Annotated in this window: 15 protein-coding genes and 2 pseudogenes; 10 read left to right on the forward strand and 7 right to left on the reverse strand. The window is 68.5% G+C overall.

From position 1 onward, the window contains the following. Window positions 1-272: 272 nt before the first annotated feature. The gene (locus tag ACZ6JY_RS40240) at window positions 273-536 is read right to left on the reverse strand and encodes a DUF6199 family natural product biosynthesis protein (RefSeq protein ID WP_469204506.1); all 264 of its coding nucleotides are present in this window, start codon (window positions 534-536) and stop codon (window positions 273-275) included. Between the two features lie 265 nt (window positions 537-801). Between ACZ6JY_RS40240 and ACZ6JY_RS40245 the strand changes: the two genes are divergently transcribed. The 4 genes from ACZ6JY_RS40245 (at window position 802) to ACZ6JY_RS40260 (ending at window position 6,762) form a co-directional block, all read left to right on the forward strand. Continuing rightward, window positions 802-3,366, forward strand: a complete 2,565-nt coding sequence (locus ACZ6JY_RS40245; protein ID WP_469204507.1) for a helicase associated domain-containing protein — start codon at window positions 802-804, stop codon at window positions 3,364-3,366. A 157-nt stretch (window positions 3,367-3,523) separates the two neighbouring features. Continuing rightward, window positions 3,524-4,231 carry a TnsA-like heteromeric transposase endonuclease subunit gene (locus tag ACZ6JY_RS40250; RefSeq protein ID WP_469204508.1) on the forward strand — a complete coding sequence of 236 codons (708 nt, stop codon included), beginning with the start codon at window positions 3,524-3,526 and terminating at the stop codon, window positions 4,229-4,231. Between the two features lie 29 nt (window positions 4,232-4,260). Beyond that, a complete protein-coding gene (locus tag ACZ6JY_RS40255) occupies window positions 4,261-5,808 on the forward strand; it encodes a transposase family protein (RefSeq protein ID WP_469204510.1) in 1,548 nt (515 codons plus the stop codon). A gap of 126 nt (window positions 5,809-5,934) precedes the next feature. Next, on the forward strand, window positions 5,935-6,762 hold the full coding sequence (locus tag ACZ6JY_RS40260; protein ID WP_469204512.1) for a hypothetical protein: 828 nt from the start codon (window positions 5,935-5,937) through the stop codon (window positions 6,760-6,762). Window positions 6,763-7,200: 438 nt separating this feature from the next. Here the strand turns inward: ACZ6JY_RS40260 and ACZ6JY_RS40265 are convergent, their stop codons facing one another. Next, window positions 7,201-7,785 (reverse strand): hypothetical protein, encoded by a 585-nt coding sequence (locus ACZ6JY_RS40265; RefSeq protein ID WP_469204514.1) that lies wholly within the window; start codon window positions 7,783-7,785, stop codon window positions 7,201-7,203. A gap of 364 nt (window positions 7,786-8,149) precedes the next feature. Here ACZ6JY_RS40265 and ACZ6JY_RS40270 point away from each other — a divergent pair, with 364 nt between their 5' ends. Then, complete coding sequence (locus tag ACZ6JY_RS40270) at window positions 8,150-8,338, forward strand: hypothetical protein (protein WP_469204516.1); 189 nt, start codon at window positions 8,150-8,152, stop codon at window positions 8,336-8,338. Between the two features lie 253 nt (window positions 8,339-8,591). Further along, entirely contained in the window at window positions 8,592-9,593 is a 1,002-nt protein-coding gene (locus tag ACZ6JY_RS40275; protein WP_469204517.1) for an abortive infection family protein, read from the forward strand. A gap of 245 nt (window positions 9,594-9,838) precedes the next feature. Here ACZ6JY_RS40275 and ACZ6JY_RS40280 read toward each other — a convergent pair whose 3' ends face one another. The 3 genes and pseudogenes from ACZ6JY_RS40280 to ACZ6JY_RS40290 all read right to left on the reverse strand — a co-directional run. Beyond that, a complete protein-coding gene (locus tag ACZ6JY_RS40280; protein WP_469204519.1) occupies window positions 9,839-10,861 on the reverse strand; it encodes a hypothetical protein in 1,023 nt (340 codons plus the stop codon). A 166-nt stretch (window positions 10,862-11,027) separates the two neighbouring features. Further along, window positions 11,028-11,849 (reverse strand): hypothetical protein, encoded by an 822-nt coding sequence (locus ACZ6JY_RS40285; protein WP_469204520.1) that lies wholly within the window; start codon window positions 11,847-11,849, stop codon window positions 11,028-11,030. Window positions 11,850-11,991: 142 nt separating this feature from the next. Further along, window positions 11,992-12,252 (reverse strand): annotated as a pseudogene (locus ACZ6JY_RS40290) (replication-relaxation family protein); the annotation flags it as partial. A 1,085-nt stretch (window positions 12,253-13,337) separates the two neighbouring features. Here ACZ6JY_RS40290 and ACZ6JY_RS40295 point away from each other — a divergent pair. Continuing rightward, window positions 13,338-13,781 (forward strand): hypothetical protein, encoded by a 444-nt coding sequence (locus ACZ6JY_RS40295; RefSeq protein ID WP_469204522.1) that lies wholly within the window; start codon window positions 13,338-13,340, stop codon window positions 13,779-13,781. Between the two features lie 380 nt (window positions 13,782-14,161). Here ACZ6JY_RS40295 and mobF read toward each other — a convergent pair whose 3' ends face one another. Next, window positions 14,162-16,132, reverse strand: coding sequence for a MobF family relaxase (mobF, locus tag ACZ6JY_RS40300; RefSeq protein WP_469204524.1), 1,971 nt, complete (start codon window positions 16,130-16,132; stop codon window positions 14,162-14,164). Window positions 16,133-16,707: 575 nt separating this feature from the next. On the opposite strand from mobF, the gene ACZ6JY_RS40305 reads away from it, so the two are divergent. After that, on the forward strand, window positions 16,708-20,469 hold the full coding sequence (locus ACZ6JY_RS40305) for a DNRLRE domain-containing protein (RefSeq protein WP_469204526.1): 3,762 nt from the start codon (window positions 16,708-16,710) through the stop codon (window positions 20,467-20,469). Window positions 20,470-20,532: 63 nt separating this feature from the next. Here ACZ6JY_RS40305 and ACZ6JY_RS40310 read toward each other — a convergent pair whose 3' ends face one another. Beyond that, window positions 20,533-21,171, reverse strand: a complete 639-nt coding sequence (locus ACZ6JY_RS40310; protein ID WP_469204528.1) for an SMI1/KNR4 family protein — start codon at window positions 21,169-21,171, stop codon at window positions 20,533-20,535. A 196-nt stretch (window positions 21,172-21,367) separates the two neighbouring features. On the opposite strand from ACZ6JY_RS40310, the gene tap reads away from it, so the two are divergent. Together tap and ACZ6JY_RS40320 are read left to right on the forward strand one after the other, a co-directional pair. Beyond that, a complete protein-coding gene (gene tap / locus ACZ6JY_RS40315) occupies window positions 21,368-23,605 on the forward strand; it encodes a telomere-associated protein Tap (protein ID WP_469204530.1) in 2,238 nt (745 codons plus the stop codon). Window positions 23,606-23,611: 6 nt separating this feature from the next. After that, window positions 23,612-23,737 (forward strand): annotated as a pseudogene (locus ACZ6JY_RS40320) (telomere-protecting terminal protein Tpg); the annotation flags it as partial. Window positions 23,738-23,822 lie beyond the last annotated feature (85 nt).

Genomic DNA, 23,822 nt, shown 5'->3' on the forward strand with positions numbered 1-23,822 from the left:
AACACCCGCGCGCGCGGGTGTTGCGCTCCCGCTCCGCGTGAGCGCTGGCGGGTGGCTGCGCCACCCGCTCACCAGCCTTGCTTCGCAGGGCTGGTGACGGTCTGTCCGCTGCGCTCCCAGACCGGCGGGACTTTGTCCCGCTGCCAGGCTTCCGCTTTGCTCCAGCCTGGCCGGCGGGTCCGCTGCGCTCCCCCGCCTGGCGGTCCTTCCGGCTGCGCCTCCAGAACCTTGAGGCCCGCTGGCGCGGACCAGCAGCAAGGGTTGGGGGTCGGTCAGATCTGCCGCACCAGCTGCCATATGACGAATCCCAGAACGAGCACCCCGCTCACTCGCGCCATCGCATACCCCTTGCCGGTGGGCTCGGTCGCATCCGGGTCCTTCACCCACCCTTTCTGCATGTTTCTGTTCATCTTCCAAAGCAGCTGAGGGCGAATGATCTGCACCAGCCCGATGACCAGAAAGAGGCACAGGAACGGGATGAAGACTGGACTACTGCCGCCGTCGGAAGCGGCTTGAATGACCATGTCGCGATTCATGCTTCCCCGAGTGCCCTGGCCGCTTCCCAGAAAACAGTGTCGAGCACGACAAGGGTAAGAGTAGATATGCTTCATTCTCCACTTCGGATAGACTCTGGAAACAGATGCTACCTGTCAGGCCCGCCCTGAAGGGGTTATCGAGATCCATCCCACAGCCTTACCGATGAGCATGACGGGCAGAGAAGTCAGCCGGCTACGTCAGTCCAACCACAGCCCTCACGGCCCCTCTTGAACCGGAAGCACCCCAGCAGGAAGCAGGCGAAGCATGTCCATCACAGGCCGCGCTGACCCACGCGAGGCAGCCCAGCGAGAAGCCATTGACGCGGTCGTGCGTGCCCTCGAACTGCCTGCAGGATCGCTTGTGCCCGAGCGAGGGCTCCGCACGCAGGTGATCATGGCGACCGGGTCCGGGAAGACCCGGGTGGCGGTCCGTAGCGCGCAGGAGCTTCGTGCGGGCCGCGTGCTGGTGCTCGTGCCCTCGTTGGACCTCTTGGCGCAGACCGAGGCCGCGTGGCGCGAGGGAGGCCGGCGGGGTCCGATGATCGGAGTGTCCTCGCTGCGGGGCGAGGAGGCGAGCTTCCCCAACACCACGGACGTGGACGAGCTGGTGGAGTGGACGCGGGGCCTGGACAAGGTCACCGTGTTCGCCACCTACGCTTCGCTGGGGCTCGGCACGCTGGAGCGGGCGCACGCCGCGGGGTTGGCGGCTTGGGACTTGATCGTCGTGGACGAGGCCCACCGCGTTTCGGGCCGGATCGGCAAACCCTGGGCGGTCGTCCACGACAACCAGAAGATCCCCTCCCTGCGCCGGCTGTACATGACGGCCACGCCCCGGCTCTGGCAGCTCGGCGACGAGGATCAGGAGCAGCAGGGCGTGCCGGGTGAGCTGGTCGCAAGCATGGACGACGATCCCGACGGGCCCTTTGGCAGCAGGGCGTTCACGTTGACGCTCTCGGAGGCCATCGACCGGGGCATCTGCGCTCCCTATCAGGTCGTGTGCGTGGACGTCACGGACCCTGCGCTCCAGGCCGCACAGCTGCTGGGTGCCGAAGCCCGGTCGGCCGAGGTGCGCGGGGCCCGGCTCGCCGCTCTGCAGACCGCTCTGGTGAAGGCTTCTGCGGAGGAGAACTTCCGGCGCACGCTTGTCTTCCACCACGTCGTCAAGGAGGCCGAAGCCTTCGCGGCCGGCCTTCCCGATGTCGCCGCGCGACTGCACGCATCCGACCCCGAGCTCTACCCCAAGATGATCTGGGCCAACTGGCTGTGCGGCGACCACAAGCCGCTCCACCGGCGCCGCGTCCTTCGGGAGTTCGCCGACGGGATCGCAGACGACGGCACCGTCGTGGAGAAGGGCTACCTGAGCTCCGTGAAAGTTCTGGGCGAAGGCGTCGACACATTCCGGTGTGACTCCGTGTACTGGGCGGACGTACGTGGGTCGATGCCGGACCTGGTCCAGGCCGTGGGCCGGGCGCTGCGGATGCAGCCGGGCGACGGCAAGGTCGCCTCGCTCGTGGTGCCCGTCCTGCTCGGGCCCGGGGAGACGTCGGACAACATGCTCACCTCCCGGGCCTTCGGCGGGCTGGCGAAGCTTTTGGAGGCGCTGCGGGCGCACGACGCCAGGGTGGTGGAGGCATTGGCCGAGCAGCAGGCCCCCAGCCGCTACCAGCCCCTGGCCAAGGACGAGAGCGAGAAGACCACGGACGGGAGCGACGAGGGCTCCGGGGGCGTGAGCGCGCCGGCCGAGGCCCTGCTGAAGTTCTCCACGCCCCGCGACCCGGCCGCGTTGGCCGCGTTCATCAACCTGCGCGTCCTCAACCCCGAACACGAGCACTGGCGGCGCGGCGTGGAGGCCGCCGTCATCTACAGCCGGCTCCACGGCGACCTGAAAGTGCCGTTCACGTTCCGGGTGCCCGCCGTCGACGACCAGGAAGCGGAAGCCGAGGGGTGGCCGGCCTCGCTCGCCAATTTCCCGCTGGGCCAGTGGACCGCCGACGCGCGCCGGTTCTATGCCCGCGGCGACATGGACGTGGATCGCGCCGAGCAGCTGGAGAAGCTCGGCATGATCTGGTCGCACTACGACGTCGCCTGGGAGGAGGGCCTGTCGGCCGCGCGCGGGTGGGCGGCCGAGAACGGGCACCTCCTGGCGCCGCTGGACGCCACCTTCCAGGGCGCGAAGGTGGGCATCTGGCTGAAGAACGCGAGGGCCGCCGCGAGGAAGGCCACGGAGAACGAGCGGCGTCGTGCGGAGGGGCTGCCGGTGGAGTCGTCGGCCGGGGCGCTGCCGGGCGCGCGGCGCGAGCAGCTGGAGGACATTGACGCGTCCTGGTGCCCGGCGTGGCCGGTGACCTGGCAACGCTGTTTCCACCTGGTGCGGATGCACCTGGACGCGGGCGAGGCGCTGCCCGCCGAGGCGGGTGACGTTGTGCGCCAGGGCGAGGACCTCGGGCGGTGGGTGCAGTCGGTCCGGTACGGCTGGAACCAGCTGACGACCGTGCAGCAATGGATGTGCGAACACGTCCTCGGGATCACACCCGCACCCGACGACGAGAAGCCGCCGCCGCGCCGTACGCAGGCCGACAAGTGGGCGATGAACTACCAGGCCGCCCGCCAGTTCTACCAGCGGGAAGGCCACCTGAACGTCCCCCGGAAGTGGGTTGAGCGGATCACCGTCGCCAGCGGAGACGACAGCCGCGACGGCGGGAGCGGCGGGGACCAGGAGGAAAGAGAGATCAAGCTCGGGGCATGGGTCGGGAACCAGAGATCCAGGGCCGCGGCCCTGACCCCGGAACGGATCGAACAGCTCTCCGCCATCGGCATGCGCTGGACGTGAAGTCCCGACGGTCTGGCCATGGAAGCGCCCATATGGAAGCACCTCCTCGCACCACAAAGGTCGTGCCCATTACCCGATGAGCCGACAAGCCGTTGAGTTTGGTGTGCACAGTGCGGGGCGGGAAACGGAGAGGGCCGGGCGGATCGATGCTGAGTCCGTGGACGCGCTTTTCCTGGCTGCCGACAGAACGAAGGAGTGTTCTAGATGGCAAGCGGCTGCTTCCGAGGTGGCCTTTGAGCGGTGCCCACCGCTGCGACCGTTTCCAGCCCGCAAGGGCAAGCGGCTAGCACCGGGATGGTGGTGGTCGTCAACCACTGGGCAGCTGGTGCACTACGGATCCGCGGCGATGCGATTGCATGTGATGCTGCTCGACCGCGATCCGCGCGTTGTCAGCCTGGCTGCCCGGCCGCTGGAGCTGCGGTGGCGCGAGCCAGGCGGCGCGCATGCGCATGCTCCGCAGTTAATGCTCCGGCTCGCCGATGGTCGGGGGGTGTTGGCGGACTGCACGGCAAGGACAGAGCTGTCGCAGCGTCAGCGGTTCCTCGCGACGGTGGTTGGGGAGATCTGCACGGCATCGGGCTGGCAGTACTGGGTGCTGGGGCCGGTCGATCCGCTCTACCAGCGCAACGTGGCTTGGCTGGCCGGATATCGGCACCCGCGGTATCACGGTGGCCAGTTGCTGGCCACCGCTCTGCACGAGACGTTCGCCGAGCCCGCACCGCTGTGGGAAGGAGTACGCAGAATTGGGGATCCGATGCTGGTGCTTCCCGCGCTCTTCCATGCCTTGTGGGCGCGGCGGCTCGCGGCGGATCTGGGCACGCCGATGCATGAGCAGATGCCGGTGTGGGCGCAGGCGGCAGGATGAGGGCGCACAGCAGGGTGCCTGGCGGGTCGGTGGTGGAGCTGGGGTGCCGGGTGCGGTTCGAGGGGCGGACCTGGACGGTGGCCGCTATTGCTGGCGGCCAGGTGCGGCTGGTCGCCGAGAACGGTGAAGTGGCGGCGCTCTTGCTGTCGCTGCTGTTCGCCGATGCGGGATTCGAAGCCCTGGATAAGCCCGGGGTATTCAGGGTGCCGCCGCTGGGCTTGCTCGAGTCGCTGCCCGATGCGGTGCGGGAGCGGGCGCTGGCCTGGGAGCGGCATGTGCGGGAGGTAGAGACGGGGCGGCCGGATGGAGGCGACTGCGCGGGAGGGCCGCGGGCGGAGTACGACCCGGGTACGCGGACGTTGGCGCAGCGGGAGGAGGAGAAGGCGGCCGAGCTGTCGGCGGCGGGGATGCCCACCAGCGCAGTGACGGTGCGGCGGATGCGGGCCCGTTACCGCCAGGAGGGGGTGTGGGGGCTGGTGGACCACCGGGCCACACGGCCGCGGACCACACTGGGGCGTGCGGACGAGCGGGTGGTGGCGGCCCTGCAGGAAGTGCTGGAGGCGGGGCGTGAGCGCTCCAGCGGGACACTGGGACGGCTGCGGGTCTACACCGAGCGGCTGCTGGCTGAGCGGCACGGGGAGGGGGTCGTGCCGCTGCCCTCGAGTGCGACGTTCAACCGGCTGGTGCACGCTCTCGCTGACGGGCGAGGGCTGCTGGGCAGTGCACGGCAGCGCCGCTGGCGTTCGGCACGGCCGGCTCCGCCGTTCGTGCCGACGACGGTGATGGCGCCGGGCGAGCTGGTGATGATGGACAGCACCCTGCTGGATGCCTTCGTGGTGCTGGACGACGGAGTGGTGGAACGCCCCGAGCTGACCATCGCGCTGGATGTGGCAACCCGTAGTATCTGCGCGGCCGTGCTGCGCCCGAAGGGGACCCGCAGTGTGGATACGGCGCAGTTGCTGGCGCAGATGATGGTGCCGGCGCCGATGCGGCCCACCTGGCCGAAGGCGCTGGCGATGGAAGCGTCGGTGGTCCCCTACGAGCGGCTGCTGAGCATGGACGCCCGGCTGGAGGGGGCCGCGGCACGGCCGGTGATCATCCCGCAGACCATCGTGGTCGACCAGGGAAACGTGTTCGTCTCATCGTCGTTCATCGCCGCGTGCGAGTCGCTGGGTATTTCCGTACAGCCCGCGCCGCCGGGCAACGGACCGGCCAAGGGGCATGTGGAGCGCGCCCTCTCCTCGATCAAGACGCTGTTCGTGCAGCATGTCGCCGGCTACACGGGCGCGTACACCGGCGAGCGCGGGCAGGGGGCAGAGGGCGAGGCGGTATGGACGCTTGCCCAACTGGCCGAGATGCTCGATGAGTGGATCATCTGCGGGTGGCAGGAGCGCGCCCATGACGGGCTGCGGCACCCGATGATGCCGCACCTCTTCCCGGTCGTGGCCGGGCCGGAGATGATCAGACCGCGGCGAGCGCCGGCCTGCTGGCGGCGGTTGACCAGCAGCAGCCGGCGTACGGCGGTGAACACGCTGTCCATGGCGGGGGTGCGCATGACGGCGAGTTCGGAGTGGTAGTCCTCGCGCTCCGTCTGGGACCAGAGCTGGTGGAAAAGGCGCACGGACAAGCAAGCCAGGACCGTCGCTGATGCGCAGCAAAATCCCGAGCAAGCATTTGAGGAACTGAAAGCGCTCATCACCGACGTGAACGTCTCCCATGATCAGGAGACCTCTGGAACCCTCGACGTGAATCAAGTCCAGCAAGCGCTGCGCGGAGAACGCAGCACAGCAGAGACATGGCTCCGCTGGGCCGACGGACGGAAGCTGGTGCAGCGTCTCGTCCAGCTCAAATGCGAGCACTGCCGGAACAAACTGCTGCTGGAGCTGGGGCAAGCCGTACCGCCACTGCCCTGCCCGCGCTGTGGACTGATCATGACGGCTCCGTTCAACCTTCTCAGCCTGCCCTTCCGGTACCGCCTGGCTGAACCGCTGCGTCGCTCCATCGACGACGACTCGATCTACCACGCGCTGATCATGAGATGGCTCATCTCCGTGTTCCAAACCCGACCAGGCCACCTCGTCGGCGCCTATCCAGGCGTCAACTTCTACCGCGGTGACCAGGAGGTCGGAGAAGCCGACATCGTGCTGCTGTTCGCCGACGGCGCTGTGGTACCCGCCGAAGTCAAGCGCAGCGGCCGACAGTTGAACGTCGCCGAAGTAACCAAACTGCGAAAGATCGCTGAGGCACTCCACTCCCCCGCCATCGTTCTCGGTGCCGGCGACCTTCACACCGACTGCCCCACCGCCATCACGCACGACACAGGCGACGGTTCCTGCCGAGTGGTCACGGCCGACTACTGGCTGAACCCACAACCACGGCCGGCCTTCGGGTGGCGGGACCTACCCCACTGGGACGCACAGCCGCACGAGGTACCAGACGTGTGCGAGCAGGAGAAGACCTACGCCACGTTGCTCCGCTCCGCCGAGCAACGTGCCTTTGGAGCTGATGACCCCGTCCGCAACCTCTGGTAGAGCCGAACCATCACGCACCACGGCCACGGCCACCGTCACCAGAGCCCGAAGAGGACAGCACTGAGGCGCCCGCCCTACCGCCCTTCCCCCTATGAGACGGCGCAGCCACCTCGGCCTCGCTTGCGACATACCAACAATCGCTGGAGATGATCAGCGCTCAATACAGATGACAAGAACTGATCACGCACGCCTGCCAACCTGACAACCCACAGGCCAACGGCACGACATGACAGCACAACACCACCACCGCCTTACACTCACCCGCCGAACTCCTCCCCCGCAAGCCAGCTATCCAACTGATCACCCCAGGTCACAGCATCACGCACTAATCACAAAAAGCACTCCCGGACAGAGCAGCTTTTCGCGATCGGGATGCGGTGGGCATAGCCACCCCGGCCCTGGATGTAGTGGTGCCCGGCGAGATCGTGTCGTCCGCGCTCAGAAGGGAGGCTCATCGCTATATCCCTTCTGGCTGCTGGTCTCCTTTTGTGGCGCTCCGGTGGCCCAGGGATCATCCTGTGTCTGCTGGGACGAAGCACCCCACCCCCCTGAGTTCGCACCACCGCCCCAGCCCCCCGTCGGGGCAGGTGGCGGAGACGACTGCAGAACCGGAGCCAGCTGGGGTGTGCCTACCTCGTCATCAGGTTCGACGCCGTCGACGGCGTCGTTCCACAGATCGCGGATGTATTCACGAAGCGTGCGCGTGTCGTTGTCCTCGTCGTAATCGCTGGAATCGGAGAACCTTCTCCACGTCGGGTCCTGGTCCGCCATGCGGCAGAGAACCTCGTGCACTGCTCGCACCGTGGGCCAGGTGCTGGTGGTCTCGCCTTTGAGGATCCTCCGGACCGTCTCACGGCTCACAGTCACGGGGGCGGAACCATGCGTTTGGCCAACAGCTGCCGCGATGGTGACCGGAGATGGGCGCCCGGCTGCGCGGAAGTAGGTGAACAGCTCGCCCACGAAGGTCCTCACGGGCCCTGGCGGGAGCTCCTCCACGCTCGGCATTCGCAACATCTTGGGCATGCCCAACTCCCGCTCGTTACAACCTATTTGAACTTGCGAAAGTCTAGCTTGGCCCCGGCATGACACCCACCGATAGCAGGGCAGAGCAAATTTTCCCCTCGCAAGGGCTGGATAGGACGCAAGAAGACACGTTCTCTACTTGGTTTGGCCTGTGGAAACACAGATGAACTATCTCTGCCAAAGCACTGTTTTCGCTGGTCAGAGCGCTATTCGGGGTGCTTTTGTTGACGTCATCCGCCTCTGAGATGCAGCAGCGTCTCAATAGGCGGACAACGGCTGTGCCGTCACCGGAAACGGCGACGGCCCCCTGGTGGGCAGGGAGCCGTCTGCAGAAGACCGAACCTCCCCGAAGAAGGAGAAGCTCATGTCCAAGGACGAGCGTACGGGCCCCGGCCTCGACCCGGAACCCTCCGATTCGCCTTTGCCCAGCCGGTGGGCCGCGCGGATCCGGCGAGCGCGGAACGAGGTCGCCCTCCACGTTCTTCGTGGCGCCGCAACCGCCGTTGGCGGCAGCCTCGTGGCGTACGGCGCCGTCTGGTTCCACCGCAGCTGACGTGGAGGGCCTGCCCGGACGGGCAGGCCGCAGTCCGGTCTACCTGTTCCAGCGCCGCCGCATATGTTTTCCGGCGGGCTCCACTGCCGGCCTTGCCAGGCGGGTTCGCCAGGCTCGCGCGCAGATTCTCTCAGGCCTTGTCAGGACCTGGATGCGCCGTCAACGGAGACAGCAGCAGTGAGGACCGGGAACAACGGGGACGTGCGGGCAAACAAATCGGCGCCCAGGGACGCAGCAGGAAGGAGAGAATCGCATGGTGATAAGGAATCTGGTTCAGGAGCCCCTCCCTCGTGCTGAGTGGGTGCAGGACGATCAATGGGAAGCGATCAGTGACGCTTACGGTCGCTTGTCAGCTGCCGTTGCCTGCGACGACCGTCCGTTGGTCGTGGGATCGGCGAAGGAGCTGGTCGAGAGCGTTGCTCGCGTCACGCTCGTTTCCTATGGCCGTGTAGTTGCTGACGGCGACGAGTACATGAAGGTGCTGGGATCGGCGCATTCGGTCGTCGAGCATGTCATCGGGGATGCGGTGCCTGCGAATCATCCGCTGCGCCAGATACCTGGCGCAGCGAAGAAGATGGCTGGCCAGTTGCGTGATCTACGGAACGCCTACGGGACTGGGCATGGTCGAGCAGTCGTGCACCAGGTCACCGACGAGGTTGCCGAGGCGGCCGTCCATGCGGCACTGCTGTGGGTGCGATGGGCGCTGGCTCGGCTTCATACCGTGCTCTTGGGCGCGGTCTCGCCGCTGGTGTCTGATCTTCAGAACGGCACTGTCTTCTACGGGGGCGATCTTGAGGCTCGGCTGGAGGCAGCTAACGTCCCTGGACTCGAGGAGTCTGAGCAGCATCGCCTGGGTGTTGCCGTCGGGCAACGAGCGGCGAACGAGACGAATAATGTCCGCCTGGAAGGTATTCGCGCGTGTGCGAAACACCCGGAACGGTGGCCGGATGCCTACCGGCACGGGGTGGTGCAGGGACTGTTCGTCAACGAGGACGGGCAGGCGCACGCGTACGCCGCTGCCAGCGCTGACTGCGCAGCCGAACTGCTACAACACCACTCCGCGCCCGAGCGCGTCCTCACGGAGCTCTCTGCCGTGCTGGCGTCGGCATCATGGTCCCTCGCCTTCCAGCACAAGCATGTCGAGATCCTTAAGGCCATGAAGGACGCGCAGGCGAAAATGCCGAGCCAGGCAAATGAAATCTGGGCCAGCATCATCGGAGAGCTCGAAGCCCGGGCCCCTCGCGGAGATCGTTGAGCCAACAGCCCACTGTCGGTGCCGGCCTGACTGCCGCGATAGCGCAGGAAGCCGCCCGGTCCATCACGGCCCGGCTGGGGCGCGTATCGAGTTGCGATCAGCCGGTGGGAGGAGGAGCTGGAGACCGTCTTCCTGGACGACCTCGAGTTCGCGTGGGGGCCGCGCATCCGACTCAGCCGGTGAGCAGCCGGGAACGAGCAGCGGGGCCGGGCAGGGTAATCCTGCCCGGCCCTGCTGTCGTCGGGTCAGCCGAAGTCGAGCGTGTCCTGGGCGAAGTCGGCCGGGGCCGGGGTGGGCGGGGGCGCTGGCGGTCCGGTCGGGCGGGCGGCCTTCCAGCGTTCGGCCAGCTCGTCCTTCCAGCCCTTCGGCGGGGGCCACGGAACGCCCCAGGCGGCGAGCTGGTCTCGCTTCCAGCCGCCGGCGGGCGTGCGGGCGGCTTCGATCTCTTCGGGTGAGGGGAGGTACGTCATGGATGGTGCGCTCTCCGTGTTCAAGAGTTGCCCCGCAATGTGGTGACGGAAGACCGACAGGTCAGATGCCTTGCTCAGAGGGAGCCACCCCTCGGGCATGGGAGAACTCGCAAGCGAGGGAGGTTGAGCGCCGACGGGTGCGTAGTACATCTCGGCACGCTCTTCCCACGTGGTCGATTTCAACGCGACCTGCTCGTCGAACACTTCCTTCCGAAGGTTGAGCATCCCGGCCTTGTTCAGCGCCCGGACGAAGTTCAGGAGCTCGATCGTGCCGACCATCGCCCAAGCCACCAGGGGTACAGCGGCGCGAAACCGGTCGCGCAGTCCGAAGGTGTCGCCCTCCTTGCGTCGCTCTGGGTCGTGATGCACCACGTCTCCGTAGATCCAGGCCATGGCCAGCCCATGCGCATCAAGATCACGCTCTTCGCCCGTGGACGTGTCAGCGACCATGACCCAGTAGCCGGATTCGTCGCGCGTGGAGGGGCTCACCCGTGTTCGCCACTCAGCGCGTGCGGCTCGTATCCACGCCGCATCTTGTGGCGCTGCTCGGCAGGTGTAGCCCAGAGCCGAGAGCGCCTTCATGTGAAAGCAGTCTTCCTGCTCCAGCAGAATCGGCCTGATACGCGCTGCCGCAGACTCGACTACTTCCTCAGGCGGAAGCTCGTACGAGATCCGGACCTCGCCTCGGTCGACACGGACGTTGATGCTCATGCGGGTCAGCTCGACAAGAGCGTCCCAGTCGGCGGCCAGCGAGTGTTCCTCCACCCTGCGGGCCCTCAACACGAAAGCTTCCAGCAAGCGTTGGTGCTTCTCGTCAAGAGTTTCCGTCTGCCCGCGCCTCACGCTTTCCCCCTCGCATCAATCGCTTCCAGCATGACGTGCCTCCTCCGTCGTATCCATCCAATTCGCCGGGCTGATCCCTGCCAGAAGGAGAAGCGCGGCTGGTCGGGAGTAATGCCCCGGCTCAGCGGCGCAGGCGCGAGAGCCAGCCGGTCTTCTGCTCGGGCACGGCCGGCTCCTGCTCCTGGTCGCGCTCCTCCCGCCGGGGGCTCACACCCCAGGCCCGGTCCAAGTCGGCCTCGAACCGCTGGTCGCAGTCCCCGCACAGAGACGGCCGCTTCGCTGGGGAAGCAGTCCAGCCGACGGACTTGGTCGCCTTCCATCGCTCGTCGGTGAACGCGGCACCGCATTCGGTGCAGACGGGGCGCTCGGGGGCGGGCCAGAAGTCGTCCGGCCCTGCTTCGCCGCGTACCGGCTCCTGGGTGTCAGCCGCTGGGCTGACGACGGGGCCGGCCTTCTGCTTGCAGCCGTCGCACAGGCTCGGGTGGGAGTCCTTCGGAATACCCCAGTCCGTCGCCTGTGCCGCCTTCCACCGTTCGTCGGTGAACTTCGTCCCGCAGCCGGCGCACGCGGGGCGGCGCGCCTCACGTTCGGCTGCCTGCTTCGCCGCCTGCTCCTGCGCCGCGCGTTGCACTTTCGCCTGGTACTCCCGCTGAGCACGCGCGTTCTCTTCCCGGGCGCGAGCTTCGGCGGCCTCGCGGCGGGGGTTTCCGAGCGCCTCCCGCAGGGGCTCCATGTGGTCGCGGCCGAAGCGGAGGAACACCGGCCCGGTCGGGCCGTGCTGGCTCAGGTTCTTCAGCCCAGTCGCGATGATCGGGATACACCCGTCGTAGTCGTGGAAGCCCTTCCGCCGCTCCCCCTGCCACAGGTGCCGGGTGAGATCCATCAGGCGCGGGATCGTGCGGTTGGGGTTGCGCTCGCCGATCCGGTTGAACACCAGCAGCACGGGCGGACGTCGCGTCGCCGGAGACGGTGGCCGGAGCGCTCCAGCGGGTGCGCCACATCGGGCGCTCACGGCCGTCGGTGTCCTTCACCTTCCGCCGGAGGAACCGGGCGTACTTCTCCAGCTTGGCGGCGAGCTCCTCCGCGGTCTCGTGGCAGTTGTCGACCTCGATGAACAACAGCGGCACCCCGTCCTGCGGGGCTGTCAGGACGAGGTCGGCCTGGGCGCCGCCCTTGCCCGGCGTGTTCCACGTGCCGGTCGCGGGCAGCGGGACTTCGGTCCAGTACGAGGCGATCGTGCCGATCCCGTCCGGTCCGTCGACGGCGGCCTGGGCGGCTTCCCGGACTTCGGCCGGGTCGTCGGCGAGCCTGGCCATGTTCGGCTTCGGGCGCAGCAGTGCGATCACCGTCTCGTTGACGGACCATCGGGTGTGAGGCCCCGCTGGAGCCCGCGCCGCGCGCGGTGGAGCCCATCTCCGTCACCGGCCGGTTCAGCTCGTAGGAGGCGGCCTGAAGGCCCTTGAGGGTGAGGTTGCGCAGGGCGTCGCCGGTCTCGGTGGAGCCGCCGTTCTCGGACAGGCCGTGCTTGCGCATGTCGGAGAGCGCGCCAGTGTGTGAGGCGGTGCGGGCCTGCTTCTGCTTCGAGGGGTTCGGCTTGTCTGCGTGCCGGAAGGTCAGGTGCGGGGCGCCGATCCGCTGGATCTGATCCGTCGTGGCGACCTTCAGCGCTCCGAGCACGCGCAGCACGTCGCCGCGGTAGCTGTTCGTCGACCCCGCCGGGTTGTTCTTCCGCTTCCCCGCCATCAGCTCTGCTCCCTCGTTGTCCGCGACCGGCCGCCGGCCGACCGCCACCGCTGCTGCCGCCGCTGGCCGCGCCCGGCCTGGGAGGGCGTCCGGCCCCCCTCCCGGAACCCGATGATCTCCTCCACTACGGACATTAGGAGTAGATAAGAGGGTTGTGACGGCGCAGTTTTCGCGCCGATTACGGCCCTGACAAGGGGTTTTCCTCCGACCCCGGGTGCCGGGCACCAAAGGGGGGTCCCGAGGGGCCTTCGAAGTGGGCACCCAGGGAGCCCCCTTGGGCTTGCCCGCCACGGGCCGGCCTTCCGGTGTGATCGGCCCGAGCGGTGCCGCTGTCCGGCCCTCGGGTGGGTGGTCGCCATCGTCTCGTCTCCTTCGCTGCCCCGGCCGGGGTGGTCGGGGTGAAGGAGCAGCGTGCAACCGACCCCCTTGTCCGCGGTCTAACCGTGGCCAGGTCAAGGAGAAACGCGGCCATGGGCGGGCGGTAGCAGAGGTGGACAAGGGGTCAGGGTCGGGTTCGCGGTCGGGCCGACCACCCTGGACAAGGGGGCCCGGTTTGGCCCTTGCAGCCCCGATTCGCCGGTTTCTCTTGAGCAGGGAGAAATCTCTGGTCTCTGTCCACAGGCCCGCCCGCCAACCATGCGATGAGCACGCCGCGAGTCGCGCGGCGGCCCATCGTGAGGAGAGCTTGATGCTGTACCCGTTCCCGTCCCGCACGCCGCTGACGCCCGACCAGGTGGAGCAGGGCTTCGACTACCTCCTGGCGCTCCAGATGGGCGGCGGGAGCTACGTCTCCGGCCGCACGCCGGCCTCTCCGGAGCTGGCTTTCCTGCTGCTGCGGGTCGCCGAGAACATCGTCTTCCCCGTCACGGGGGTCCTGGGCGACGGGGAGCCGCACGCGGACTCCTTCGCCCTGGACGAGGTCGGGTGCATCTTGCTGTCCGCCCTGCGGGACTGGACGCGCGACTCCCCCACCACGGCCGTGCTGGGCATCGCCCGCAGCATCATCCGCTTCGTCGAGAACGTCATCCCCGACCCCGACGACCACGGAGACACCCGAGCCACCCTGGAGACCATGCGCGACGAACACCTGGAGTGGGCCCGCGCCGTGCAGTCCATGACCGCGCGCCCGTAGCCACGCCGATGCGCACCGGTGCGGTGGAGCGCACTCACCCGGTGCGCACTGGTGCGGTGGCGGGTCCATCCGGTGCGCACCACGATGCGCACCACCGTCCATCCGGTGCGCTCCACTCGGTGGGCGGTGCGCGCACCGGTGCGGTCGGCGCGCGGGAGTGGTGCGCACCGGGTGGAAGGTGGTGCGATGAAGTGGGCCCGGGTGGAGGCGGTGCGTTTCTCCTTGACCTGAGCCGAGGTCAAGGAGAAACGCACCGGGTGGATGCGCGGCCCCACTCCCGTCGATGGCGTCCACTCCCACCCGGTGGGCTCCACTCAGTGGAGTGGAGCCGGGCGTCGTCGGTGCGCACCACCGCACCGGGTGCGCACCATCGGGTCCACTCAGTGGCCGGTCTCCCGGCCGCCGTGCGGTCCCGGATCCTGCGGGTGGTGCGCCTGCTGATCGTCCCGGCGCACCAGGTGCGGCGGCTCGGTGTCGTCGCGGCGCGTGTAGCGATTCATCGTGGTGTGGGCCCGGTCGGCCGCCTCGCTGAACGCGTCTTGGAGGTGGCGCAGGCGTTCGGCGGTGACATCGAGGGCTTCGACGTCCGTGCGGGATTCCCGCAGGGCGCGTAGCGCCGTCATGTCCAGCGCCTCGCGTCGGCCGGGCTTCTGCTCCTGGTCGTCGTGCTCGGGGTCGGCCGGCTCGGGCGCGAGCAGCTGCTCGGGCATCGCCGCCTGCTGGTGGGCGACGACGTCGTACGCCCGGCCCCGCACGGCGGCGGCCGCGGTGGTGCGCAGCTTCTCCCGCACCACCGCACCGGCGAGGACGGCACGGTCGTACTGGAGCGGGATGCGGGGGATCTCCCACTCCCCCACGTCCTGGCCCGGCGGGCGGGGCGCCGCCGGCTCGCCGGGGTCGGCCGGGGGGTGCCGGTCCGGGCCGGGTACGGGGGCCGGAGGTCTGCGGCGGGCGGGGAGGTCGGACAGGTCCCACCGGGCGGTGTAGAGGCGATAGCCGGCCTCCAGGCCGCGCACGGTCTTCGGCTCGCTGATGTCCAGGCAGTGGGTGGAGATGGCGGCGGCCACGACCTGGTCGTCCAGGCCGGGGTCGCGGCGGCGGCCGCGCAGGACGAACGCGAGGTGGCGGCGGGCTTCGGCGAGGAGGTGGCGGCGGTGGAATCGGCCGCCGTCGTTCATCACGAACACGGTCGCGGTGACGTCGACGGCCGCCAGGACGACGTCGACCACGGCGGTGACCCGGGCCCGGATCGCGGCGGCTGCGGCGCGGGCGTACTCAAGGAGGGAGGTGATGACGTCGGCGGCGACACCGGAGGTGAGGATCGCGCTCGCCTTCCACCACGCGCGCAGCTGCGCGAGCGGCCGGGCCGACTGCTTGGGCGGGCGGGTCTTGCGGGCGGCGATGGCGTTCAGCTTGGCGCGGGCCCGCTCGGAGACCACGGGCAGGAACAGCGGCTCGCCGTCGTCGTCGACGGCGGTGACGTACTCGTGCTCCAGCTCTTCCAGGCAGGCGGCGATCTGGTCGCTGCGCCGGGAGGTCCAGCGGATCAGCTCGTGCGGCACCCCGGCGATCTCCATCACGGGGCGGCGCCCTGGGGTGACGGTGCGCGGCTCGGTCGCGAACCCCAGCGCCTCGCAGACCTCGGAGGCGACCAGCTCGTTGTAGAGCGCGGAGGCCGCGACCGTGTTCTCGTGGAGGGCCGTGGTGTGGACCGAACCCCACTTCCCGTCCAGGCGCTGCCCCTTCACCGACAGCAGCAGATGGTCATGGAGCAAGGGCCGGCCGGAACGCGCCTCGTAGTGGCGGAAGCGCGCGGCGACCAGACCGCCGGGCGGCCGCACCCGGTAGATGCCGTCCTTGCCGTACCGGATCACCGCGACCTCGTCCTCGATCCACTCCAGCACCCGTACGACCGCCCGCTCGTGCGCGGTCTCGATCACCCGCCGCGTCTCCTCATCCCCGAACGCCCACAGGAGGTAGATCGTCGGCTGCGGCCGGAACACGAAGTCGACACCCGTGACCGTCACCCGGCGTCCGAGGGCACCGGCCTTGAACGCCTTCTTCGGGGAGTCGCCCGCGGCGAGCCGGTCGGCCTCGATCCGGTCCGCGTACGGGTGGCGGCCCCGCTCGCCGAACAGGTTCCGCAGCTGCGCCTCGGTGACCTCCTCACCCGGCGCGAGTCCGAGCACGGCGAGTCCGCGGCCCATCCATCGCCCGGCCGGGACCCCGGCCTGCTCCTGCGCGGCGTGCAGCGGCGTGCGGGCCGGGCGCCGGCCGTCGCCGACAACGGTCTCGCGCAGGTAGTAGCGGTACATCTGACCGGCCCGGACGATCCTGATATCCACTGTCATGCAGACCACGCCACACGGCTCCGACCTGGAAAGGCCGGTCGGCGGTACGTCCCGCCAGGCGGGAGCAGCGGCCCAACTTTCTTCTCAGGTGCCCGCCGGGCGGGAAGCGCCCCCGGCTCAGACACGAATGTCATCACTCTCCGGGCAGCACTTCCCAGGCAGCACTTCACATCCCGCCTCGAACGTGTCGGCGGTCTTGCCAGGGGGCGTGCTGTCGGCGTGGGCGAACTCGTCGGCAGTGGAGGCTCATGAGGTGCTACTGAATGGCGCTGCAGGCTCACCCGGTTCGCGCTGGTACGCACCAATCGAAGCCGACTGCCCGTCAAGTCCCCTTCTATGGTGGCTACTTTGTGGCCATAACCAGGAACGCAACGTGATTGTGAACTTCGCTCGTACAACCGTGATGACGCTCACGACCGGCATAGCCGATAAGGGTGCTGGCGTCCCTTCATGACCGGTTGCGCGCCGATCACAGAGGCACGTAGGCATGCCTTCGGTGCGACAACCATGTTGTTGTTGAAGGGACGAATGTGTCTACCGATAAGCGACATAAGCGGAGACTCCGGCGCTTAGCCGTGCCCACCCTGCTGCTCACCGTGGCACCCCTGGCGGTGGCCACCACCTCCACGGCCGTACCGTCCGACGACGGCACGGACAAGGCGACATCCTCTGCCTCCCGCTCGTTACAGCCCTCGGATGCCGAGATCGAGAAGTCGGACCTGAGGTGGGCCGCCAAGCACTCCAAGGGCGGCATCCCCTGGGCGCTGGCTCAGGCGAAGAAGACCGGGAAGAAGACCCTGGTCCCGGACGAGACGACCGCCACCAGTCTCACCTACGCCAACGCCGACGGCAGCCTCACCTCCGAAGTGACCGCCGGGCCGGAACGGATCGCCAGGGACGGCAAGTGGGTCGAGGTCGACGCCTCCTTCCACAAGGCCGCCGACGGCAGCATCGAGGCCAAGGCGCACCCGAGCGGTCTGACGTTGGGCAAGGGCGGCGGCACACCGGCGACGTCCCTCAGGGCCGCCGTGGATGCAGCCCCGCGCAATCTGGTCACCCTCGGCGGCGAGGACGGCGAGCAGATCACGCTGCAGTGGAAGGGCGGCCTGCCCGACCCGCAGCTGGAGGGCACCACGGCCACCTACAAGGACGCCGTGCCCGGCGCGGACGTGGTCGTCGAGGCGACCCGCACCGGCTTCGAGCAGTACACCAGGCTCAACCAGCGCCCCCGCGGCGCGTACTCCTACACGCTGCCGCTCAGGACCGACGGCCTGAAGGCCACGGCGCATGACGATGGCTCGGTGACCTTCACCGACGCCGAGACGGGCGCACGGAAGGCCACCATGCCCGCGCCGGTCATGTGGGACGCCTCGGTGGATAAGGTGTCCGGCAAGCACGAGAACCGCCATCGTGTGCAGATGAAGGTCGTCGACCACGGCAGCGGGGACATCGACCTCGTCGTCACGCCGGACACCGCATGGCTGGCCGATGAGGGCACCCGGTACCCGGTGACCATCGACCCCTCCACCTCGGCCCTGGGCAACACCTTCGATACCTACGTGCAGCGCGGCGAGACCACTGACCTCGGCTCGCAGACGGAGCTGGACTGGGGCAACCCGGGAACCAAGAATGCCGACGGCACCACCCGCCTCGCCCGGTCGCTGATGACGTGGAACAGCGAGCCGTTCGCCGACGCCCTGGTCTCGTCGGCCAAGGTGGAGTTCTACAACACCCACTCCGGCAACACCGACTGCAAGGCACACGGCTGGGACGTGTGGAACACCACGGCCGGCTCCTCCCGCTCGCGGTGGACAGCGCAGCCGGACTGGATGCAGAAGTACGCCACCTCCACCGAGACCAAGGCCAACGCGCAGGGCTGCCCCTCCAGCGCCGACGGCTGGATCAAGGCGGATGTGAAGGATTTGATGCAGGCGTGGGCGTCGGCGAAGCAGACCCGCGGTCACATGGGCATCCGGGCCGCGGAGGACGACACCAAGGCATGGAAGATCGTCAATTCCCGCAATGCCACCGCCAACCAGCCCAAGCTGACGGTCAACTACAACTACCGGCCCGGTGACGGCACCGCACAGCAGGCCGGCGCCCCCTTCAAGTCCTACGCCGGTGTGTGGGCGGTCAACTCCACCACGCCGACGCTGCGCGACAAGTTCACCGACGCCGACGGTGACCGCGTCAACGGCACCTTTCAGGTCTACGACGCGGCGACGAACAAGCCCATCACCACCCCGGCCGGAGACGGCGTCATCGTCTCCGACTTCGTCACCCCCGGCGCATGGGCGAGCGTGAAGGTTCCCGCCGGCCAGCTGGTCGACGGCAAGACGTACAAGTTCCGCACCAAAGCCTACGACGGCACCCACTACAACCTGAACTTCTCCCCGTGGCGTGAGTTCGTCGTCGACACCACCGCCCCCGGCGAGGCGAAGTCCATCGCCTCTGACACCTATCCGGAGAACTACGGCGGAGGCGGCAAGGGCATCGAGGGTACCTTCGACGTCGACACCGGCGTGTCCGACGCCCGCGACGTCCAGTACCGGCTCGACCCCTACGAGGACGATGCCGCGGACGTGAACTGGTCGACCGTGGCCACGACCATGCCCAGGGCCGCCGCACCGGTAGCCACCGCATCCTTCGCCGCGACCCCGGCCCAGGACGGCAACCATGCCCTGGAGGCGCGCTCGGTGGACCGGGCCGACAACGTGGGCCCGATCAAGGACTACGGCTTCACCTCCGGAAACCGTGACTACAACCGCAAGCAGAAGATCGACATCGCGCTGCCGAAGCTCGATCCGTCGGCGGCCGACCCCACCCAGGTCGACCAGCCGCAGGCCCCGGCCGGTGAGGGAGAGTCGGGGTGGAAGGGCTGGGAGCCCCGCACCTTCACCAAGGGCGGCAACAAGGTCACCGTCACTCCTTTGAAGCAGCGCTCGGTGGAGGGGGCCCGCAAGGCCGCCAGGTCACTGGCCACCCGCGCCCCGTCTTACCCGGACCCGATCATCAAGGGCAACTGGTGCCAGACCACCCTCGCCGGAGAAGCCCAGAAGTCGCTGATCACACGGAACGAGGCCTGCCTGTTCTACAACGTGCGTTTCACGGCGCTCTACACCTACGCCGGCGTCGAGGTCGCCAAGTACCGGGCCGACTTCGAAATCGCGTTCCAAGTGAAGACCGACCCGAAGAACGGCGACATCAAGACGTGGATCCAGCTCGTTCCGATCTACAACGATTTCCCCGGAGACGAGCGTGCCGTGCTGCTCGGTGACGGCGGCGAGGACGCCTTCATCGACTCCATGTGCTACAGCGACGGCTGCGAGGGCGGCTCGGGCGTGAAGAACTTCGACTTCTACAACGACCTGAGCTGGAAGGGCGGCGGTCAGCACGATCCGACCGACACTCACATCGCCACCGGCACCGCCGACCACAAATGGAACGGCAACGTCAAGGACGCTTCAGGCAGCCGGGACACGGATCTGTCCAAGACACTGCCGGTCTGGTTCGTCGGGCACTTCGTCACCGAGTCCGGCCCGCCGGACGGCAAGGGCGACTTGGAGCAGGACTCCGGCCCCTGGCGCTCCCCCGGCCTGGACGTACGCTGCGACAAGATCGCCGCTAACGGCGCCGACGCGGGCTGCGTTCTTCCCCAGTACTTCCCGACCTACAAGTTCAACACCGCGAAGTACCCGGCGGCAGCAGCGCACGCCTGGCTGATCCAGAACAAGTCGAAGGTCAAGGGCGGCGGCGCGTCGCTCTCCGATCCGCTGCAGTACCTGCCGCGCAAGGAACGCAACGAGAAGGCCCACCAGCGTGACGACAACCGAGACAAGACGATGTGCCCGAAGTACTCGGGCAAGCGCGCTGACGGCTGGGTGCCCAAGAAGCGGTTCGTGAAGCACTCATGGACCGCGCTGCACCCGGAGATCACTGAAGGCGCTAGAGAGACGATCTCCTGTGACGAATTCCCGTTCTCATCCACCTACCAGTCCCCCGGAGTCCCGACGGCCATCGGCGGCCAGAACCATGAACCGATCGACGGCGGCGGCGCGTGCATCCAGACCGTAGCGGCCAAGACCGACGACGGCAGCGAGCATCTCCTGGACGACACCCGCTACGACGCGCCCTCGTTCGACGAGAAGTGTGGCCGGTCGTCGATGTCGGGGAAGGTCAACTCCGGCTCGATGAGCCTGGATAGCTTCTACACCCCGTTCCTGAAGAAGTTCCGCATCATCGATAAGGACAAGTACCTGCTGGATCCGGGCAACGCCTGGTTCAAGGGCTGTGACCCGTCCAAGGCAGACCAGGCCTGCACGATGACCAAGCCCTGACGGCCCCATCGCATCACGGTCCCCGCCGCCGCACCATGCAGCGGCGGGGACCCGGCTGCACGATCAGTGCACCGGCCGCCAGTAGGCGGACGCCTCGTCCAGAGTCCGACCTGCCGGTTCCCGTGTCGGGTCGTCCCAGATCAGGCAGCCCCACACCAGACCGGGCACATCGGAGCCCATCCGATCGCCCGGCCCCTCAGTGAGGGTGCACAACACTTCGTCGAAGTAGCCGGCCACCGACGGAAATTGAGGGCCGTCCGGCGGCTCGCTCAGGTACCAGTGACCCATCCCGTCGTCGGACACCCAATGACCGGATTCAGGCCCGGCCTCATCTCGGGTCAGCCACGGAACCGCGGCCAGACCACCCCAGGGGTCCGGTCTCCCGACGCCGGGGAGCCGAGGCCCCAGCGCCTGGTCCGGGGACATGATGATCCCGTTGGGCAGGAATGCCCCGGAGCCGACCTCGCCTTCCTCGTCCTCCTCAATGACCTGATGATCCACTCCCCCGCACAGCCGCCACAGGGCAGCCAGCTCCACAGGAAGCCCGAAGCCCAGCTGCCTGCGCAGCTCTGCATCCACCGCACCGATCTCCTCCTCGGACGCCGGAGGAAGCAAACTCCGATGCGACAGCGGCGCGTGCCCCGCCAACCACTGCTCGAGCCGGGACCACGCCGTCTGCAACCGCTGTATCTCTTCGCTCATCAGGGCACCGTACCGACAACAAGGGCCCGACCAGCCCCGGTTGCGACCATAACCGGACCGGCCGTGTACCGGGGACCCGAGGCCAGCATCCCGGCAATGTACGGCCTGCGCGCCGAGGTACCGCGATGGGCAGTCAGGCACACCCATACTGCGCGTTTAGAAGTGCGATTGGAAGTGCGAGCAAGTAGGCGATTAGATGCGCGATCCGCTAGGGTGTCTCTTGGAGGTGACCTCTGTGTCCACTGAGAACGAGCTGTTCAGCGCCGTCGATGCGCTGCTGGAGCAGGTCGCGCAGGATGATCTGCCAGTCCCTGCGGAGCGCAAGCGTCTGCGGGAGGCGGCGGGCCTGAGCCAGGCGCAGATCGCCACGGCGCTGGGTGCCCGCCGGGAGGCCGTGGGGAACTGGGAGACTGGCAGGACCGAGCCGCGGCCGCCGAAGCGCGCCGCTTACGCGCGGCTGCTGGAGGGCCTCGCCGCCCGCTTTCCCGCCGCGGCCACCGACGAGCCCGCCGCTGCCCCGGCGCCGATGGTCCCGGAGGCGTTCACCCGCTCCGCACCCGTTCCCGCCCCGGCGGCCGAAGCGCCGGCGCCCCCGCCCCCGGCTGCTGCCGCACGACCGGCGCCCGCCGCGTCGTCGCGGCGCCCGAGTGCGAAGAAGGCAGTGGCGAAGAAGACCGCGGCGGCCGCGACCACCGACGTCGACCCGCGCTTCGAGAACGGGCCGCTCGCGGTCATCGACTGCGAGGACGGGCAGGTCTCCGCGTACTGCATCGGCGGCCTGGTCCTGGACGTGCCCGCCAAATCGCTCCCGGCCCTGGTCGACTGGACGCTGACCGAAGGCCGCCTCGGGCAGGCCCGCCTCCACCGCAACGGCCGCGACGCCGACCCGATCCTCGTCCTCACCGCGTCCGCACTGGAGCGCTTCGGCCTGCCCACCGCCCTGTCGGAACAGGAGCGGCACGCGGGCCGCCTCCCGGCCGGCCACAAGGTGGTCAAGCAGATCGAGCGCGCGGGCCTCCAGATGACCCAGCGGGGCCTGGGCCCGTGGGCCCGGCTCTACCGCGACCCCGAAGGCTCCCGGCGGCACTGCGTCCAGCTGTGCATCCTGCCCTGGCACGCCCTGGACGTCCGCGAGTGGGGCCGCAAGGACGACCCGCAGCTGCTGCTGACGATGCACCCGGCCGACCTGGTCCAGTACCTCGGTCTGTACGCGGCCCGGGTGATGACACCACGCGGCTCCACCGCGACGACCGGCCTGGAGCTGATGACCGCGCTGCGCCCGCCCACCCGCGCGGAGAAGAACCCGGCGACCGGCGAGTTCGAGCGGGCCTACAACGACGACGCGCTCACCCAGCTCTACCCGGTAGTGCCATGCGAGGTCCCCGACGAACACCCGATCCTCAAAGGCCAGTTCGCCCGGCACCACCTGCGCACCCCGGCAGAGATGCTGATGGAGGAGCCCTACGACTGGTGCCGGCCGCTGACCGACGAGGAGTGCACCAACCCCTACCTGGTCGTCGTCGACCTCAACATGTCGTTCGCCGCGGCGGCGAACGGTCTCACGGTTGGGCTGAACGGTCCGACGCACCTGAACAACCCGGCGTTCGATCCGAGGCTGCCTGGCTCGTGGCTGGTCGACCTCTCCCATGTCGACCTGTCCCGCGTACGGATCAACGGCCGCACGGTCGACGGCTCCCGGCTCCCGAGCCCGTTCACGCCGAAGGGCGACACCCCCACCGGCCCGGCCTGGTACGCCACGCCGACCGTCGCCTACGCGGTGGAGCTCGGCTTCGACGTCGCGCCGATCGAGGCGTACGTCCGCACGCACAACGGCCGCTACCTGGACTCCTGGTACAAGCGGCTGCGCGACGCGTACGTGGAGACGATGGCCGACATGGGCGTCACCACCGACCTCACCGGCCAGGAGTTCCTCGCGGCGATGGCACGGCGCAAGCAGGTCGACCCGACGATGGCGCTCCTGGAGACCGCGATCAAGGCGACGGCGAAGGGCGCGATCGGCAAGCTGCGCCAGCGCTCCCGGGGCCAGGTGCCGTACTACGAGCCCTATCCGGCGCTAGAGCGCGTGAACTGGCGCCCCGACATCCGGGCCGCCGTGCTCGCAAGCCAGCGGACCGGCCTGCACCGCAAGCTGATGAAGACGGCTGCCGCCGCCGACCTGTATCCGGTCGCGATCGGCACCGACGCCATCGTCTACCCCTCGCCCGGCCCGTCCCCGCTGGACGTCCTGCCGCAGACGCCCGAGGGCAAGCCGGTGCCGGGCGGCTTCCGGCTCGGGGTCTCGCCCGGGATGGTCAAGCACCAGGGCACCCAGACCGTCCTGTGGACGGAGCAGCAGTTCGAGGAGCGCGGCGGTGTCTTCAACATCTCCAACCTCATCAAGACCGTCGACCCGACGGCCGGAGAAGGGGAGTAGCAGGCCATGGTCGATTCGCTCGGGGACAGCCTGGATCGCGCGCTGGAAGGGGCATTCACCCGCCCCGCTCCCAAGAGCGCCCAGGCCCAGATGAAGTACCTGGTCAAGCAGCTCAAGGGCACTGTCGGCGTACACGTGAACGTGCATGGCTGCGTACGGATGAACGTGCAGAGTTCGTGATGTGCTGAGGTTCAGGGTTCGGCACTCTGCTGCCTGT

The sequence above is a fragment of the Streptomyces sp. NPDC046335 genome (assembly GCF_055587985.1).